17 protein-coding genes and 2 tRNA genes are annotated in these 17675 nt (G+C 54.6%); 15 read left to right on the plus strand and 4 right to left on the minus strand.

The features are described from left to right. Window positions 1–2 precede the first annotated feature (2 nt). From ACNQ6O_RS11045 to lipA, 12 genes are all read left to right on the plus strand, one after another. The gene (locus tag ACNQ6O_RS11045; protein ID WP_418053265.1) at window positions 3–1751 is read left to right on the plus strand and encodes a tetratricopeptide repeat protein; all 1749 of its coding nucleotides are present in this window, start codon (window positions 3–5) and stop codon (window positions 1749–1751) included. Continuing rightward, window positions 1748–2374 carry a lipoprotein insertase outer membrane protein LolB gene (lolB, locus tag ACNQ6O_RS11050; RefSeq protein WP_418053266.1) on the plus strand — a complete coding sequence of 209 codons (627 nt, stop codon included), beginning with the start codon at window positions 1748–1750 and terminating at the stop codon, window positions 2372–2374. The genes ACNQ6O_RS11045 and lolB overlap by 4 nt, the downstream gene beginning before the upstream one ends. 4 nt (window positions 2375–2378) lie before the next feature. Further along, window positions 2379–3242, plus strand: coding sequence for a 4-(cytidine 5'-diphospho)-2-C-methyl-D-erythritol kinase (gene ispE / locus ACNQ6O_RS11055; protein ID WP_418053267.1), 864 nt, complete (start codon window positions 2379–2381; stop codon window positions 3240–3242). A gap of 19 nt (window positions 3243–3261) precedes the next feature. Beyond that, window positions 3262–3336 (plus strand) — tRNA-Gln (locus ACNQ6O_RS11060). A 52-nt stretch (window positions 3337–3388) separates the two neighbouring features. Next, window positions 3389–4339 (plus strand): ribose-phosphate diphosphokinase, encoded by a 951-nt coding sequence (locus ACNQ6O_RS11065; protein ID WP_418053268.1) that lies wholly within the window; start codon window positions 3389–3391, stop codon window positions 4337–4339. A gap of 191 nt (window positions 4340–4530) precedes the next feature. Then, on the plus strand, window positions 4531–5172 hold the full coding sequence (locus ACNQ6O_RS11070) for a 50S ribosomal protein L25/general stress protein Ctc (RefSeq protein ID WP_418053269.1): 642 nt from the start codon (window positions 4531–4533) through the stop codon (window positions 5170–5172). 21 nt (window positions 5173–5193) lie between these two features. Further along, entirely contained in the window at window positions 5194–5784 is a 591-nt protein-coding gene (gene pth / locus ACNQ6O_RS11075; RefSeq protein ID WP_418053270.1) for an aminoacyl-tRNA hydrolase, read from the plus strand. Window positions 5785–5866: 82 nt separating this feature from the next. Then, window positions 5867–6958: a redox-regulated ATPase YchF gene (ychF, locus tag ACNQ6O_RS11080; protein ID WP_418053271.1), complete on the plus strand. Its 1092-nt coding sequence runs from the start codon at window positions 5867–5869 to the stop codon at window positions 6956–6958. Window positions 6959–7049: 91 nt separating this feature from the next. Further along, window positions 7050–7126 (plus strand) — tRNA-Met (locus tag ACNQ6O_RS11085). Between the two features lie 68 nt (window positions 7127–7194). Continuing rightward, window positions 7195–8406 (plus strand): serine hydrolase domain-containing protein, encoded by a 1212-nt coding sequence (locus tag ACNQ6O_RS11090; protein WP_418053272.1) that lies wholly within the window; start codon window positions 7195–7197, stop codon window positions 8404–8406. A gap of 111 nt (window positions 8407–8517) precedes the next feature. Continuing rightward, on the plus strand, window positions 8518–9795 hold the full coding sequence (locus ACNQ6O_RS11095) for an O-acetylhomoserine aminocarboxypropyltransferase/cysteine synthase family protein (RefSeq protein WP_418053273.1): 1278 nt from the start codon (window positions 8518–8520) through the stop codon (window positions 9793–9795). Window positions 9796–9925: 130 nt separating this feature from the next. Continuing rightward, window positions 9926–10972, plus strand: coding sequence for a lipoyl synthase (lipA, locus tag ACNQ6O_RS11100; protein WP_418053274.1), 1047 nt, complete (start codon window positions 9926–9928; stop codon window positions 10970–10972). Between the two features lie 111 nt (window positions 10973–11083). On the opposite strand, the gene ACNQ6O_RS11105 is transcribed toward lipA, so the two are convergent. After that, window positions 11084–11524, minus strand: coding sequence for a Spy/CpxP family protein refolding chaperone (locus ACNQ6O_RS11105; protein WP_418053275.1), 441 nt, complete (start codon window positions 11522–11524; stop codon window positions 11084–11086). A 234-nt stretch (window positions 11525–11758) separates the two neighbouring features. Here ACNQ6O_RS11105 and ylqF point away from each other — a divergent pair, with 234 nt between their 5' ends. Both ylqF and fnr read left to right on the plus strand, forming a co-directional pair. Continuing rightward, complete coding sequence (ylqF, locus tag ACNQ6O_RS11110) at window positions 11759–12688, plus strand: ribosome biogenesis GTPase YlqF (RefSeq protein ID WP_418053276.1); 930 nt, start codon at window positions 11759–11761, stop codon at window positions 12686–12688. A 147-nt stretch (window positions 12689–12835) separates the two neighbouring features. Then, the gene (gene fnr, locus ACNQ6O_RS11115) at window positions 12836–13588 is read left to right on the plus strand and encodes a fumarate/nitrate reduction transcriptional regulator Fnr (RefSeq protein ID WP_418053277.1); all 753 of its coding nucleotides are present in this window, start codon (window positions 12836–12838) and stop codon (window positions 13586–13588) included. A 21-nt stretch (window positions 13589–13609) separates the two neighbouring features. Here the strand turns inward: fnr and ACNQ6O_RS11120 are convergent, their stop codons facing one another. After that, window positions 13610–14482 carry a sugar nucleotide-binding protein gene (locus ACNQ6O_RS11120; protein WP_418053278.1) on the minus strand — a complete coding sequence of 291 codons (873 nt, stop codon included), beginning with the start codon at window positions 14480–14482 and terminating at the stop codon, window positions 13610–13612. Between the two features lie 194 nt (window positions 14483–14676). On the opposite strand from ACNQ6O_RS11120, the gene ACNQ6O_RS11125 reads away from it, so the two are divergent. After that, window positions 14677–15033: a hypothetical protein gene (locus tag ACNQ6O_RS11125; RefSeq protein WP_418053279.1), complete on the plus strand. Its 357-nt coding sequence runs from the start codon at window positions 14677–14679 to the stop codon at window positions 15031–15033. Between the two features lie 28 nt (window positions 15034–15061). On the opposite strand, the gene alr is transcribed toward ACNQ6O_RS11125, so the two are convergent. Both alr and dnaB read right to left on the minus strand, forming a co-directional pair. Further along, window positions 15062–16141: an alanine racemase gene (gene alr, locus ACNQ6O_RS11130; RefSeq protein ID WP_418053280.1), complete on the minus strand. Its 1080-nt coding sequence runs from the start codon at window positions 16139–16141 to the stop codon at window positions 15062–15064. Next, the gene (gene dnaB / locus ACNQ6O_RS11135) at window positions 16141–17547 is read right to left on the minus strand and encodes a replicative DNA helicase (RefSeq protein WP_418053281.1); all 1407 of its coding nucleotides are present in this window, start codon (window positions 17545–17547) and stop codon (window positions 16141–16143) included. Before dnaB ends, alr begins: the two co-directional genes overlap by 1 nt. Window positions 17548–17675 lie beyond the last annotated feature (128 nt).

Here is a 17675-nt window from a genome sequence, read left to right on the forward strand (position 1 = left end):
GCATGCAAAGAAACGCACCATACCTGGCCACCTGCCTGCTGGGATTTACCTTCGCCACTTTATCCGGCTGCTCCAGTTTTTCAGGGTCATCAACACAACCGGCCCCCGAACCTGTTGCCACCCCGGCAGCGCAACAAACCGACATTGAGTACGCCGACTTTGAACCTGAAGTGCTTTACCAGCTATTATCGGCAGAAATCGCGGCGCAAAGAGGCCGCTACGACGTCACCCTGGTCAACTATATTCAGGCCGCAAAAACCTCCAACGATGACGGCGTCATCGAACGGGCCATGCGCATTGCCCAAACACTCAATGCCGACAACGCCCAACAGCAACTGGCCGACTTGTGGCTCGAAAAATCGCCGGAAAATATTCAAGCCCACCGTGTAGCAGCCATTCAAGCCGTCAAACGACAAAATCTGGAGACCGCGCTGTTTCACATGGAAAAGATCATGGACCAAGGTGAGGATGCTGACTTTGACAGCCTGGCCGCCATGGCCACACAACTCCCTCCGGCCCAGCAGCAAGAATTACTGGCACTTTACCTGCGCCTCGCTGAACGCCACCCGAACACACCAGATTTGGAATACGGCATTGCCTTACTGATGAAGGTTACAGGTGCGCCCCAAGACGCCCTTGAAAGGCTAGACCCTCTGCTCAGCGAACACCCGAACTTTCAGCCGGCCATTACCCTCAAGGGTGACTTGCTCTATCAAACCGGCCAGACAAAGGCTGCACTGAACTATCTCACCACCAATACCCGGCGATTCCCTGACAATCGCCAGATGGGCACCCTTTACGGCCGAATACTCATTAACGAGCAAAAGCTGCAAGCGGCGCAAGATGAGTTTCAGCGGCTCGTAAATCGCCACCCCAATACACCGGGACTTAAGCTATCCCACGCATTGGTGGCGATCGAAAATCAGCAACCGGAGATCGCACGCACAGAGCTCATGGCATTAATCGAGCAAGGACACCACTTCAACGAAGCCAAGTATTACCTTGGCCGCGTAGAAGAGGAAGCCGGAAATACCGAGCTGGCCATCAACCACTACCAGAGCGTCGAAGATGGCAACTACTACTTCCCCGCCCTATCCCGTGCCAGCGAGCTGCAAGCGCAGGCCGGTGAGCTGGATGAAGCCATCAACCATCTACAATCGCTTAGGACCAACAGCCCTGATCAGGCCGAAAAGTTCTGGCTGCTGCAAATCAATCTGCTGATTGATCAGAACAAGAAGTCCCAAGCTTTGACCGCGGCCAACACCGCTCTTGAGGAATACCCCAAGAACGTTGAAGCTCGCTATGCCCGCGCCATGCTACTGGATGCTAACAACGAGCCAGAGCAGGCGGAACAAGATCTAAAAACCATTCTCGACATAGAGCCGGCCAGCTCCATCACTCTGAATGCGCTCGGCTACATTTTGATTGAGCGAACTGGACGCTTGCAGGAAGCTCAAGGTTACATCGAGCGCGCACTGGCGCTCGACCCGGACAACCCCGCTATTCTCGACAGCATGGGCTGGGTTCTGTTCAAGCAAGGTCACACAATGGAAGCGCTAGATTACCTGTCTAAAGCCTGGGGCGCCTACCCCGATCCGGAAGTGTCTGCCCACTACGGCGAGGCGCTGTGGAGCATTGGCGAACAAGAGCAGGCCCGCATTGTCTGGGAGGAAGGGCTGGACAACGACCCTGATCACGAAGTCCTTCTGGAAACCATACAGCGCCTGACCAACGATGGGAGTAGCGAATGACCTGCAGAATTCCCCTATTACTGGCTTTATTCCTCTCAATCACCGGCTGCACCACCATTCAGCTGGAGCCGTTACCAGAGGGCATGACAGAACAGCCACCCGCCGGGTGGGCCGCTCGCTCGTCAGAATTAACCCGGTTCAATCACTGGTTACTGTCCGGCAAATTGGCCGTCAAACAGCCTTCGGACAGCGGAACCGCAGTGATCAACTACTGGCAGCAGCGCAACGAGAGCTACGAACTGGCCTTGTCTTCATCGTTCCTCGGATTGGGCAGCACCCAACTGAAAGGGGTGCCCGGATACATTCATCTGACAATGCCAAACGGCGACAGCTACCAGTCCTCAGAACCTGAAAAACTTATTCAGGCGGCCACGGGCTGGCAACTACCCATCGACAACCTGACATGGTGGATCAAGGGTCTACCCGCGCCAGACGGAGACTTCCGCTTACTGTTTGACGAACAGAACAAGCTTGCCATCCTCAAACAGGATGGCTGGGAGATTCGCTACGATCGCTGGCATCCGTTCGTCGAAACCCTGCCAGAACTGCCCGCTCGCATCACGGCCCTGAAAGGCGACAAGCGAGTCCGTGTCGTCATCAGCCGCTGGCAACGCGAGGATTGATTCAGTGACAACCCGCATCACCCTGCCCTCGCCGGCAAAGTTGAATCTGTTTCTGCACATCACCGGCAGGCGGCCAGACGGCTACCACGAGCTTCAAACCCTGTTCCAGTTTCTGGACTACGGCGATGAGCTGACGCTCACTCTCACCCCGGAACAGCCAGGAATACGCCTTGAAAACTCCATAGAGGGCGTCCCCGACGACCAGAACCTCATCATCCGGGCGGCCCGGGCGCTGGCGTCTCGCAGCTCGCACGCGTTACCCGGCGTAACCATTAATTTGAACAAACGGCTACCGATGGGCGGCGGATTGGGTGGCGGCAGCTCCAATGCCGCCACCACACTTGTTGGGCTGAATTATCTCTGGGGCCTGAAGCTGAGTGAAGACGAGCTGGCCGACATCGGGCTGGCGCTGGGCGCCGATGTGCCTGTTTTCATTCGCGGCAAAGCAGCAATTGGCGAGGGTGTAGGAGAAATCTTGACCCCCGCAAACCCGCCCCAGGACTGGTTTTTGGTGCTAAAAGCCGAGTGCGAAATAAATACTGGAAAGATTTTTTCACAAGAAGGGTTGACAAGAGACACGCCAAAATTGAAAATACGCCCCGCTTTTGAGGGAGACGCCTCGAGGTACCGAAATGACTGCGAGGATGTAGTTCGTGAACTGTATCCTGAGGTTGACCGAAGCCTGGAATGGCTTGCACAATTCGGACCTGCAAGATTAACCGGAACCGGGGCTTGCATTTTTGGACGTTTCCCTACAGAATCCGCAGCGCGGATCATCTGGGAAAGCAAACCCTCCGGCATCAAGGGGTTCGTAGCTAAAGGGGTGAACATTTCACCACTTCACACAAAGCTAACAGAGCTAAGATGATGCCAAAAAAGCACGATACTGGGGTGTCGCCAAGTGGTAAGGCAACGGGTTTTGATCCCGTCATGCGCAGGTTCGAATCCTGCCACCCCAGCCACCTTTCTCCCGCTTCTTCTGAATCAAACGCCGATACCGAGAAGGATGCCGTCGTGTCAAAACTGATGATCTTCGCTGGCAATGCCAATCCTGAGCTTGCCCAAGCAATCGCAAAAAAACTTCACATTCCCATGGGCGAAGCCACTGTTGGCCGCTTCAGCGATGGCGAAACCACCGTTGAGATCAATGAGAATGTACGTGGCCATGATGTTTTTATCATCCAGCCCACCTGCTACCCCACTAACGACAACCTGATGGAACTGATCGTGATGGCTGACGCCCTGCGTCGCGCCTCTGCATCACGAATCACCGCGGTTGTGCCTTATTACGGGTATGCACGCCAGGATCGTCGCGTTCGCTCAACGCGAGTCGCGATCAGCGCCAAGGTCGTAGCCGATATGATCTCCAGCATCGGCGTGGATCGTGTACTGACGCTTGACCTGCACGCTGACCAGATTCAAGGCTTCTTCGATATTCCGGTAGACAACATCTACGCCACACCCGTGATGCTGGAAGACATCGAAAAGCAGCGCTTCGAAAACTTTGTTGTTGTGTCACCGGACGTTGGCGGCGTTGTTCGTGCTCGCGCTGTCGCCAAGCGCATGGACGACGCCGATCTGGCGATCATCGACAAACGTCGTCCGAAAGCCAACGTATCCCAGGTTATGCACATCATTGGTGATGTTGCCGACAAGACCTGCATCTTGGTGGACGACATTGTGGATACCGCCGGCACCCTGTGTAAAGCCGCTGAAGCTCTGAAAAATCGCGGTGCTTCGCGCGTTGTTGCCTACATTACCCACCCGGTACTGTCGGGCCCGGCAATCGAGAACATTAACGGATCTGAACTGGACGAACTGATCGTCTGCGACACGATCCCGCTGAGTGACAAAGCGAAGAATTGTGATAAAATCCGCGTCCTCAGTATGGCTGGCCTGCTTGCGGAATCTATCCGCCGTGTCAGCAATGAAGAATCTATCAGCGCCCTGTTTGAGAACGTGTAATTCGGAATCCCCGAAATACAACGCAATATCAAAAAGTTAAATAACGCTGAAACCGTATCAGAGTCGGGAGCCTAACAAGGCTCCCGACTCTTTTAGTCAGTCTGGGAAATAATTCTCAGACTATTCAAAAAAACATCATCTGTTCAAATGCCTGGTCGCGGGCTGTTCAGATGACGATTGAGGTACATATCATGTCCCAGGAATTTGTTATTGAAGCATTTCCTCGCGACGATCAGGGGAGAGGTGCGAGCCGCCGCCTGCGTCGTGAGGAAAAGAAAATCCCAGCTATCATCTATGGCGAAGGCAAAGAAGCCGTATCCATTTCTATCTGGGAAAACGAGCTGAAAAAAGCTCTGGAAAACGAATCTTTCTTCTCTCAGATCCTGACCATCGATCTGGAAGGCAAAAAGGAAAGCGTTATCCTGAAGGATCTGCAGCGTCATGCGTACAAGCTGCGCCTGATCCACGCTGATTTCCTGCGTGTAGACAAAAACCACGAAATCGTTGTTCAGGTTCCCGTTCACCTGGTGAACGAAGACACTGCTCCTGCGATCAAGACTTTCGGTGGTGTAGCTTTCCGCCTGCTGACCGAAGTTGAAGTTGCGTGTCTGCCACAGAACCTGCCTGAGTTCATCGAGGTTGATCTGACCGACGTGGAAATGGATCAAGTTGTTCACCTGAGCGACCTGAAACTGCCAGAAGGCGTTCGCATCCCTGCCCTGCAGCACGATGCTGAGCACGACCAGGCAGTTGTGTCCATCCACAAGCCGAAAGGCTCCAAGGCTGATAACGCCGAGGACGCTGAAGAAGCTGAAGAAGGCGGCGAGGAGTAATCACTCCGGAGGGACTGGCATATGGCACAGGATATTGTCATGGTCGTTGGCTTGGGGAACCCCGGAGCTGACTACGAGAATACCCGCCACAATGCCGGCGCCCTGTTCGTCGAAGCGCTGGCCCGCGATGCGGGTCAGACGCTCCGCCCCGAAAAGAAGTACCACGGGCTTTACGCCCGCATCCAATGGCAGGGTCTCGACCTGCATCTGCTTAACCCCAGCACGTTCATGAACCGCAGCGGCCTGGCCATCAAGGCTCTGGCGGATTTCTTCAAGATCGCGCCTGAAAATATTCTGATCGCCCACGACGAACTCGATATCGCTCCCGGTACCGCCAAACTTAAAAAAGGCGGCGGCCACGGCGGCCACAACGGGTTACGCGACGCCATCGCACACTTGGGCACCAAAGACTTCCAAAGACTTCGCATTGGAATAGGCCACCCCGGCGACAGCCGTAAAGTGACCGGCTATGTACTGGGCCGCCTCGGCAAGAAAGAAACCGAGGAGCTAAACGCAGTCACCGATGAAATCATGCGCGTGCTTCCGGATGCTGCCAACGGCAAACTCGCAGCCGCCATGAACCGCTTACACAGCTTCAAGCCTACCGCCTGAGCACGACACAACCCCTTACTCGCACCTATACCGATACACCGGTATAATCCGCGCAAATTATTAGTTCCAGCAGAGGCATTCCATGGGATTTAACTGCGGCATTGTCGGCCTACCTAACGTCGGCAAATCAACCTTGTTCAACGCACTCACCAAGGCCGGTATCGGCGCGGAAAACTTTCCGTTCTGTACCATTGAGCCGAACGCGGGCGTGGTGGCCATGCCCGACCCACGCCTGACCAAACTGGCAGAAATCGTCAAACCCGAGCGCGTGGTGCCCACGACTATGGAGTTTGTCGACATCGCAGGCTTGGTAGCTGGCGCTTCCAAAGGTGAAGGTCTTGGCAACCAGTTTCTGGCTAACATTCGCCAGACCGATGCCATCGCCCACGTAGTGCGCTGCTTTGAAGACAGCAACGTTATCCACGTTGCCAATAAAGTCGACCCGGCCTCCGACATCGAAATCATCAACACCGAGCTGGCGCTTGCCGACCTCGATACCGTTGAGAAGGCTATCAAACGCGTACAGCGTGTTGCCAAGAGCGGCGACAAAGACGCCAAAGCCCAGCTCGAGATGTTCGAACAGCTGCTGCCCGTCCTGAACGAAGGCAAGCCCGTACGAAGCATGAATCTCGACAAAGACCAGTTGGCACTGATCCGTGAGCTATGCCTACTCACCATCAAGCCCACGATGTACATTGCCAACGTTAGTGAAGACGGCTTCGAGAACAACCCTCACCTGGACGTTGTTCGCGAAATCGCAGCTTCTGAAAACGCAGCTGTCGTCCCGATCTGCAACAAGATCGAAGCCGAGATCTCCGAACTGGAAGACGACGAAAAAGCCATGTTCCTGGATGAGATGGGCATGGAAGAACCGGGTCTGGACCGCGTGATCCGTGCCGGCTACAAGCTGCTCGACCTGCAGACTTATTTCACCGCAGGCGTGAAAGAAGTGCGCGCCTGGACCGTTCGCGTGGGTGCCACTGCACCGCAAGGGGCCGGTGTTATTCACACCGACTTCGAGCGCGGCTTCATCCGCGCCGAAGTCATCAGTTACGACGACTTCGTGCAGTACAACGGCGAAGCCGGAGCAAAAGACGCAGGCAAATGGCGTCTGGAAGGCAAGGAATACATCGTTCAAGACGGCGATGTTATTCACTTCCGCTTTAACGTGTAATTTTTCGAAAATTTTGGCCAAGAAGCCTTGACAGCTTGAGGCCAAATGCCGAAAATACGCGCCTCGTTTCGGGTGATCCCCAAAACGATTTGGCAAGGTAGCTCAGTTGGTTAGAGCACAGCACTCATAATGCTGGGGTCGGCGGTTCGACTCCGCCCCTTGCTACCAGTATTCTAAAAGCCCGACTCGAAAGAGTTGGGCTTTTTTTTTGCTTATACCTTCTGGAATCTGCTGCTATGTCCGAAAACATCGCGTCCGGCTTATCCATCAACGCCCTTGATCGAATTACCCGCCACTTCGATGAACGTTACATCCAGCCCGGAAAACTGCCCGGCGCGGTAACCCTCGTGGCTCGTCACGGAAAAGTGGTCTGGACTCAGGCTCAAGGCTCCATGGACATTGAACGCAGCCGGCCTATGCAGAGGGACACGCTTTTCCGTATCTACTCCATGACCAAGCCAGTCACCTCCATTGCCATGATGCAGCTCTATGAACAGGGCAAGTTCCTGCTGAACGACCCCGTGCACAAGTACATCCCGTCATGGCACAATCTGAGGGTTTACAAAAGCGGCGGCTACCCAGATTTTGAAACCGGGCCAGCCACCAAAGCAATGACCATTCGGGATTTGATGACGCACACCTCCGGCCTGACCTACGGCTTTACCGAACGCACCGAAGTAGATGCGGCGTACCGCAAACTGAAACTGGATGGCAGTTCGATTCTTACGCTGGAAAAGCTGGTAGAAAGACTGGCTGAGCTGCCTCTGGAGTTCTCGCCCGGTACCGCATGGAATTACTCAGTCTCAACAGATGTACTCGGGTATCTGGTAGAAGTGCTTTCAGGAAAACCACTGGATGAATATTTTGAAGACCACATATTCCAACCGCTGGGTATGACCGACACCGGCTTTCACGTTAAGCCAGAACAGCAGCACCGCTTTGCGGCCTGCTACCTGTATCAGCCCGGCGACACCATGAAGCTGCAGGACGACCCGGAACGCTCAAAGTACCTGAAGCACCCGCGATTCTTATCGGGCGGCGGTGGGCTGGTATCAACCATCGACGATTACCACAAGTTTGCCCAGGCCCTGTGTCAGGGCGGCGAGTACCAAGGGCAACGAATCATCGGACGTAAAACGCTGGAGTTCATGCGCCGCAACCATCTGCCCGACAACAAGGACCTACCCGCCCTATCCATCGGTGGGTTCAGCGAAACTCCCTACCAAGGCAGCGGCTTCGGTCTGGGCTTCTCAGTGAAAACGGATGTCGCGTCGTCTCATACCGTTGGCTCAGAAGGCGAATTTGGCTGGGGAGGATTGGCGAGCACAAGTTTCTTCATCGATCCGGAAGAAGACCTTGTTGTCATCTTCATGACTCAGCTGATGCCGTCGTCGTCTTATCCCATCCGGCAAGAATTGAGAGCTTTGGTCTACGGATCGATGACCTGAAATACGCCGGTAGCGAGCATTACGTAACACTACCTATTCGATCATAGCCGCCTATGGCATACTCGGCCTCCTTAGCCAACAACGAACAACTCATCAGCAAGGAATGTTGTCATGAAACCAGCAACTCTCGCCCTGCACGCCGGCTTTAAAAGCGACCCGACCACCAAGGCCGCAACGACGCCGATTTACCAAACCACGTCATACACCTTTGACGACACCCAGCACGGTGCCGATCTGTTTGACCTGAAAGTTCAGGGCAACATTTATACCCGCATCATGAATCCCACCAACGCGGTTCTTGAAGAGCGCATGGCCGCTCTGGAAGGCGGCATTGGCGCGCTGGCGGTTGCTTCCGGCATGGCAGCTATCACCTACGCATTGCAAACCATTTGCCGTGTTGGCAACAACATCGTCAGCACTGGCCAGCTATACGGCGGCACCTACAACCTGTTTGCACACTCGCTGCCGAACCAGGGCATCACCTGTAAAATGGTCGCCCACGACGATTACGAAGCACTGGAAAATGCCATTGATGACCAGACCCGTGCGCTGTTCTGCGAATCCATTGGTAACCCAGCAGGCAACGTCGTAGACATCCAGAAGTGGGCCGAAATCGCCCATAAGCATGGCATCCCGCTGATCGTTGATAACACTGTCGCCACACCTGTTCTGTGCCGTCCGTTTGAACACGGTGCCGACATCGTTATCCACTCACTGACTAAATACATTGGCGGTCACGGTACAACCGTAGCCGGCATTGTGGTGGATTCCGGCAAGTTCGACTGGAAAGGCAATGCCGATAAGTTCCCGATGATGAACCAGCCGGATCCCTCTTATCACGGCGTTGTTTACACTGAAGCACTGGGCGAAGCCGCCTTTATCGGCCGCTGCCGCGTAGTGCCGCTGCGCAATACCGGCTCAGCCTTGTCACCGTTCAACTCCTTCCTGATCATGCAGGGCATGGAAACGCTAGCCCTGCGTATGGAACGCCATTGTTCCAACGCAGAAAAAGTCGCCCAATTCCTGCAGGATCACCCCTCTGTTGAATGGGTTAACTACGCTGGCTTGGCGAACAGCCCGTACAAGGCAACCTGCGAGAAGATCTGTGACGGCAAAGCTTCTGGCATTCTGAGTTTCGGCATCAAAGGCGGCCGCGAAGCCGGTGCCAAGTTCATCGACGCGCTGGACCTGATCCTGCGCCTGGTTAACATTGGCGACGCTAAGTCTCTGGCCTGCCACCCAGCCACCACCACGCACCGCCAGCTTGATGCAGACGAACTGAAGAGTGCTGGTGTTAGCGAAGATCTGGTACGTCTGTCCATCGGCATTGAAGATGTTGAAGACATCATTGCCGACGTTGCTCAGGCCCTGGAGAAGTCCCAAGCCTGATTTGCATCAACCGGGTACGACCAAAGTCGTGCCCGGTACCCTCGTGATTGCCCGTATCCACCTTGTAACTGCACGCCCTGCCCATTAACCTTTAGAGCTCACCTTATCTGATTCGAGAGCTCCAGACCTCATGAGCGACACCGCAAAGCCCCGCATTACCAGTGGTTCCAAATTCCGTAACGAACACGGTTTCTCCGCCATCAAAGACGGCGTCAAGCGATCGAGCTCAAGTTCGGAAGATAAGCCTCTGGAGCGCAAGCCAAAATGGCTGAGAGCGCGCATGCCTGGTGGCGAACGCTATGAGGCCGTGCGCCGGAATGTATCCGAACACCGGCTGAGCACGGTTTGTCAGGAATCCCACTGCCCGAACATCGGCGAATGCTGGACCAACGGCACCGCCACTATCATGGTGATGGGTTCGGTCTGCACCCGCGCCTGTAAGTTCTGCGCGGTCGACACCGGCAACCCGAAAGGCTGGCTGGACCCGGAAGAACCGGAGAACACCGCCAAGTCGGTAGAACTCATGGGCTTGCGTTACATCGTGTTGACGTCGGTAGACCGGGACGATCTTGATGACGGCGGCGCCGCTCACTACGCGGCCTGCGTGTCTGCCATTAAACAGCACACACCGGAAGTTGCGGTGGAAGCCCTTACGCCAGATTTTGATGCAGTGATGAGCGATGTGGAGAAGGTGGTGGATTCCGGTCTGGACGTATTCGCTCAGAACGTAGAAACCGTCAAGCGGCTGACCAGCCGTGTGCGGGATCCTCGCGCCGGTTACGAAAAAACCCTGAGCGTTCTGGCACATGCCAAGAAACACCGCCCGGACGTGCTCACCAAGACCAGTCTGATGCTGGGCCTAGGTGAAACCGAAGAAGAAGTCCTCGAAACCATGGATGACTTGCGTGCTGTCGGCGTAGATATTCTGACACTGGGCCAATACCTTCGCCCTACCCCGAATCACCTGCCTGTAGAGCGCTATGTGACCCCGGAAGAGTTCAATCGATTCCGTGATATCGGTTTGGAGAAAGGCTTTATGGAAGTGCCGTCAGGGCCAATGGTGCGATCCAGCTACCGGGCCGATCGGGTGTTCGACAAGAACAACCTGGGGCTGACCGTGCCTAATGTTCCCGAGGCGCCTCAGGCTATGCAGATTCCCGTCAAACACGTGGAATAATTCAGGTTCGTATAATTTTATCTAGCAAGCAAACAGTTCAGAACAGTTTGCTCTTGAGACGGGCCTCACTCAAGGTGAGCGTGGCCCCATCCCACAAATATTCACACTCGCTTACTGCGACTGCTGCATCTGGCGCTGTTGCATTTGCTGCTGCATCTTTTGCTGCATTTCCTGCATCTTGCGGTCGAGCTCATCACGCTGCTCTTTAGTGAAAACCGCATCAACCTTCGCCTGCATCAACGCAGAAACGGCCGCGATTTTACCGGTCACATCACCCAGCTTTTCAGCGTGTGAGCGAATAGCGCCCTCGTCGTAGTCCGCTTTGATTTGACCCTGCAAGTCCCGCTGCAAACCTTGAGCGTCCTGACGCAGCTCACCTAGCTCACCTTCCATTTCGCTGATGATGCCGCGGATCTTCGCTTGCTGGTCATCAGACAGGCCGACCATTTGAGCCAGCTGCGCAACTTGATCCGTCTGACCCTGCTGGGCAAAGGCCGGCATAGATAGGCTGAGTGCAATGAGTGCAGAACCAATAATTTTTTTCAGTTTCATAGTACGCTCCAAACTTGCGTGGCCAAATTCGCCACTGGATAGTTAAATTTACGCTTCAGTGCCTGACACCCTAAATCATTCTCCTACGCAATTTCACCCCGATACCCCTGCTTTTTGTACAGACTTTCATGCCACCCTCTCACACGCCGCGCCACTCAGGCTTTTTAAGCAATGTGAAAATTTAGTCATTCCACTGCATAATGGCGGCTTTCCACACCATACGGAGCAGACATCATGGCCATTAACTGGTTTCCCGGGCATATGCACAAGGCCCGAAAGGAGATCAAAAAAGTCATGCCCCAGATGGATCTCATCATCGAGGTCGTTGACGCCAGACTCCCATTCAGTAGCGAGAACCCGCTGGTGCCTTCACTGCGCGGTGATACGCCTTTGATCAAAGTGCTGAACAAGCGGGACCTGGCAGACCCGGCGATTACTGAACAGTGGCTGGAGTGGCTGGAACAGGAACGGGGAGTGCGCGCCATCACCCTCACCCACAATCAGCGCCAGGAAGCCTTGAACATCCTCAAGCTCGCGGAGGAAATGACACCCGATCACGATCGCCAAAAAAGCGCTTTACGGGTGATGATTCTGGGCATCCCGAACGTTGGAAAATCCACGCTCATCAACACCCTTGCGGGCCGCCCGGCTGCGAAAACCGGCAACGAGCCCGCGGTTACACGGGCTCAACAAGCCATCAAACTTCCGGACAATGTCTTGCTCTACGACACCCCCGGCTTTCTATGGCCCAAACTGTCACCTGAGCATTGCGGTTATCGCCTTGCCGTCAGTGGCGCGATTCGAAGCGCGGTGCTGGATTTTGAAGATGTCGCCATGTTTGAGGCCGATTACCTGGTCGACACTTACCCGGAACTGGCAATGTCCCGTTATGGCCTCACTGAACGCCCTCGAGACGGCTTGGCGTTAATGGATGCCATTGCAGCCAAACGTCGCTTCTTGGGCCGCGGTGGCATCCCTGATCTTCACAAGGTTTCGGAAGTGCTCATCAACGAGTTCAGGGCGGGTACCATTGGCCGGATTTCGCTGGAGACCCCCGCAATGGTAGAAAAAGAACTGGCGGAAGCCAGAGCTTTGGCAGAGGCTGAAGCCGCTGAAAAAGAAGCCCAAGAGCAGGAGCGCAAACACAAAGGCCGCAAACGCTAAGCATTAAGAATTAAGCACAAATACCGCTAGCTCGAACATCCGGTATAAAGCTATTTTCTTTTGGTATACTCGCCCAAGATTCGATAAGCAGCCTTCGCTGGCAATGTAGAGCTGCTTGTTCTCACATTTATTCTAGGTTGAACGGCTATGGCTCAGGCAATCCCTCTTCGCTCCGTTTCCCCGCTCAAGGCCTCTTGCAATCAATGCAGCCTGAGCAATCTTTGCCTGCCGCTTGCAGTCGAAGAAAACGATCTGGATAGCCTTGAAGACATTGTTCAGCAGGGAAAGATTTACAATCGAGGGGAACACGTTTTTGACCAAAGCACTCCGGTCAAATCCTGCTTTGCGGTAAAAAGCGGCTCGATCAAAACCTCCATCATCACCGAGAGCGGCGAAGAGCAAGTTACAGGCTTCTTTATGCCGGGCGAACTTATCGGTCTGGATAGCTTGGGCAGCGACCACTATGCCTGCACAGCTAAGGCTCTGGAACGCACCAGCCTATGTGAATTCCCGATGGATAAGCTGGAAGACCTGACCATCAAGCTGCCTGAACTCCAGCACCATATGTATCAGTTGATGAGCAAGGAAATCCAAAGCAGCCATCAGCTGGCCATGTTGCTTAGCAAAAATACAGCTGAAGAGCGCATCGCCGCCTTGCTGCTATCTCTTTCCAGCCGCTTCCGTCGTCGCCGGATGTCCGGCACGAACTTCACTCTGCCCATGCCTCGAAACGACATTGCCAATTTCTTGGGCCTTGCGGTTGAAACCGTCAGTCGTGTGTTTACGCGTTTTCAGAGCCAGGGCATCTTGCGGGCGAAAGGGCGCGAGGTTGAACTTCTTGATGTGGAAGCCCTGCAGACCGTCACTCACGAAGTGAGTAAGCAAGCCTGTCGGACATAGTAACCAGAAAGCGGGCCTGGCTTAATCAGCCGGCTCGTTTTCAGGCTTTCCAGCCGCGATGACCATTAAAAACTCTTCCTCCAGCCAGCGCCGCCACGGCAATTGTTTTATGCCAAAGGTATTGCGAATTTTAGTGCACACCATGGTCGTATTAACCGGCTCCAGGTAACCCCAGTCAGGCGTCTCATCCACAACCCGGATCCCCTCTGGAATGCCCGGCATATCCGCGATGGATAGCCCCAATTCGTAAAGAGATATTTCCTCAGCGCCGGCATATTGGTAGGTGCCCCAAACTTCAGCGCCACAATCCAGCTGCATAATGATAGCCGCCATGACCCGTGCCAAATCCTTCACCGCGACAGGTTGCCCCTGACAGCGGCCTGGCAATGGGAGCGTCTCCGGGTTGGCGCTGTTTTCATAGACCTTCTTCGCAATCCGGGCCAGACTCCAACCGGTTCGCAAAATAATATGTCTGGGCAACTGACTACGTAACGCCTGTTCGCATTCCCACTGCCAGCGCCCCAATTCATTGATCGGCTGACCGGGATTGGAAGCGATATAAGCATCCTGTTTGCGACCATCAAACACATAACATGACGACAACTGAAGCATGGCCATGCCTCGGTCTAGCGCATGGCCAGCGAGCGCCAGAGGAAGCGAGAAGGCAGCCTCATGAGTTGCTTCACGATCGGACTCGGCTTGCTCGGGATCTCCCAGCCACAGTGCATTAACAATCAAATCAGTGTCATCTGGGATCCAGTTTGCCAACGCATGGAGATCGACCCGAGCAGGATCGCTTATCAGCAGAGGACTCACCCGCAGGTGCGATGCTCGCAAGCGGTCAAGAAGCACCCGGCCTAATGGGCCGTAATCGTGAACAACTAATACATGCACGGGAATTAAATACCTCCGAATTTCGCTGATATGACAGGCTAATCCACTTTAGGGCCAATGGCCTTAACGAAGGTTTTGCTGCACCATTCATCGCACCATCGTATGACGACTGATTATCGTCAGTATGTACCACGCTCACAGCAGCAACACCACCAGTGCGCTGCAACCATGAGCATACAACACCAGGACTTATCATGCTGAAACAACAAAGCCACATTGTTGCCCCCATCCCAGACGAACTCCGCACTCGAGCTCTTTACACCGTAAGCGAACTCAAAACTCGCGGAAAAGCCGATAAGGAAGCCATCGACAAGCTGCACAACCTAATCGTAGAGCTGACTGAGCACGGCCTCGATTTCTTTTTTCTGGAACCGCTACGGCGCTTGAACGCGGGCAGCATGACCATGAGCATGGCCAAAGTGGGTATTGGCAGCATGCTAAAGGGCAGCAAAATGGTGGTTCATAAAGTACTCAAAAAGCTGAACGACCGCAGCCTGACTTCCATCTTGGAATTCATCGAAGAAATCATTCACGAGCCGGAAGCTCAGTAAGCGCAGCCAACGCACCCGGGCCTGACGATCACCGGCAGTCCCGGGGCACTCTTGCCGTCACTCCGGTCAGCAACTCGTAGCCGATGGTGCCGGCACAGCCAGCCACTTCGTCAACGCTCACGGTCTTGCCCCACAGCTCCACCATGTCGCCTTCCTGAGCCTCAGGAACGGCGGTCAGATCGACTGCCAGCATATCCATCGACACCCGGCCGAGCAGGCCTATGCGCTGCCCACGAACGGCTGCCGGCGTACCGGTACCGGCATGGCGTGGATAACCATCACCGTAACCAATAGCAACCATGCCCATCCGGGTTTCAGTGTCTGCCACCCACGTTGACCCGTAACCAATGGATTCACCCGGCCTGACAACTCGCGTGGTGATCAACGGGGCCTCGAGCGTCATAACCGGTTCAAGCCCCAGCTCCGCCCCGGTTTTACCTATCATGGGGGAAGCACCGTAGAGCATGATTCCTGGGCGGCTCCAGTCATAAAGCGGCTGCTCAGGCAGAAAGTGCGCTGCAGAGTTGCCTACACTTCGCATAAGCGAAGGCCATGCCCCTGTGGCTTGCTCGAAAATACGCGTTTGCTGTTGAGTCATGGTACTTGCTGTATCGTCGGCGCAGGCAAAGTGCGTGACGAAGCCTTGCAGTTCCGCTCGCCGCTCTACTCGTTCAAGATTTTCCATGACGGCAGGAAGATCTTCCGGTCTGAAACCTAACCGATTCATACCGGTATTTACTTTCAACCAATACCTTGGCGCACGACTCGCGGCCAACCACTCCAGCTGCAAGTTGTTGTGCAACACGGGCTCAAAGCACTGCTGCCGGCACAGGTCCACATCTTCACGGCTGTGCACACCCTGCAGCATCACAACCGACTGACTCAAACCTGCGGCACGTATTTCCAGCGCCTCTTCCACGCACGCCACGGCAAACTTGCCAGCATCGTCAGCCAACGCCTGCGCGACCGCACGAATGCCATGACCATACCCATCGGCTTTTACAACGGCCATCGCCTGTGCCGTACCCGCTTTTGCTTTTGCTTGTGCCAACCTGTAGTTGTGCTTCAGTGCGTCCAGATCAATTCTGGCAACGGTTGCGCGCGGCATTAATAGTCACCACCGTAATCGCCATAATCCCCGTGGGCCAAGTCCTCAAACTTGGTGTACTTGCCGATAAACGCCAGCCGGATGGTCCCGATCGGACCGTTCCGCTGCTTACCAATGATAATTTCGGCGATGCCCTTATCCTGAGTGTCTTCGTTATAGACCTCATCCCGATACACGAACATGATAACGTCTGCATCCTGCTCGATCGCACCGGATTCGCGGAGGTCAGAGTTCACAGGTCGTTTGTTGGGCCGCTGCTCAAGGCTTCGGTTCAACTGGGACAGCGCTACGACGGGGCAACTCAACTCCTTTGCAATACCTTTCAGCGACCGGGAAATCTCGGAAATCTCAGCCGTTCGCCCTTCGGTGTTTCCGGGTACGCGCATCAACTGAAGGTAATCCACCATGATCAAGCCAATCTTGCCGCCATTTTCACGGGCAATCCGGCGCGCCCGTGACCGCATTTCAGTGGGACTCAAACCCGGCGTGTCATCAATATAGAGCGGCTTGTCTTTCAGCAGACTCACAGCTGAAGTCAGTCGTGGCCAGTCTTCTTCCTCTAGCTTACCGCCACGGACTTTCGTCTGGTCAATACGGCCCAGAGAAGAAAGCATACGCATGGCCAGTGCATCCGCGGGCATCTCCATACTGAACACCAGAATCGGTGTGCCCGTGCTGATCAAGGCATTTTCCACGATGTTCATGGCAAAGGTGGTTTTACCCATCGATGGACGACCGGCAACAATAATCAAGTCCGCCGGCTGCATACCGGAGGTCTGGTCATCCAGATCTCGGAAGCCGGTGGTCAAACCGGTGGTTTGCTCGCCAGATTCGAACAATTCTTCGATACGGCTGAGGGTTGTCGCCAGAATAGGGTTAATAGCTTTGGGGCCCGACCCTTCTTTTGTACGAGCTTCTGCAATCTGGAAGACGCTGCGTTCTGCCTCATCCAGAATTTCACTACTTTTTCGACCTAGCGGATTAAAGGCGGAATCGGAAATCTTACCGGACACCTCAACCAGCTGGCGTAAAACAGAACGCTCGCGCACGATATCCGCATAGGCTGCGATATTGGCGGCACCGGGAGTCTTTTCTGCCAGCTCGGCCAGGTAAGAAAGACCACCCGCGTCTTCAATATCCCCGGCCCGCTCGAGAAATTCGGCCAAGGTGACGACATCCAAAGGCTCGCTTTCACTGGCTAGCCGCTCCACGGCACCAAAAATCAGACGGTGATCCTGGCGATAAAAATCAGCCGCCGAAATCATTTCTGATATCTCGTCGAAACGTCGATTGTCCAGCATCAGGCCACCCAATACGGCCTGTTCTGCTTCCACCGAATGGGGTGGAACTTTGATACGACTGGTTTCTGAATCAAAAGATGCAGGTTTGGGAGAAGGAGTTGCCATAGACACCAGACACGTAAGGAATGAAAAACAGAACTACAAGAATACCAGAAACAAACAAGCCCGAAACCGTTTCCGGCTCGGGCTTGTTTTAGACCGCTAAAACCCTCGGCTTCAGCGGTCGCTGAACT

This window comes from Marinobacter sp. SBS5 (assembly GCF_048285575.1).
Lineage (GTDB): Bacteria > Pseudomonadota > Gammaproteobacteria > Pseudomonadales > Oleiphilaceae > Marinobacter.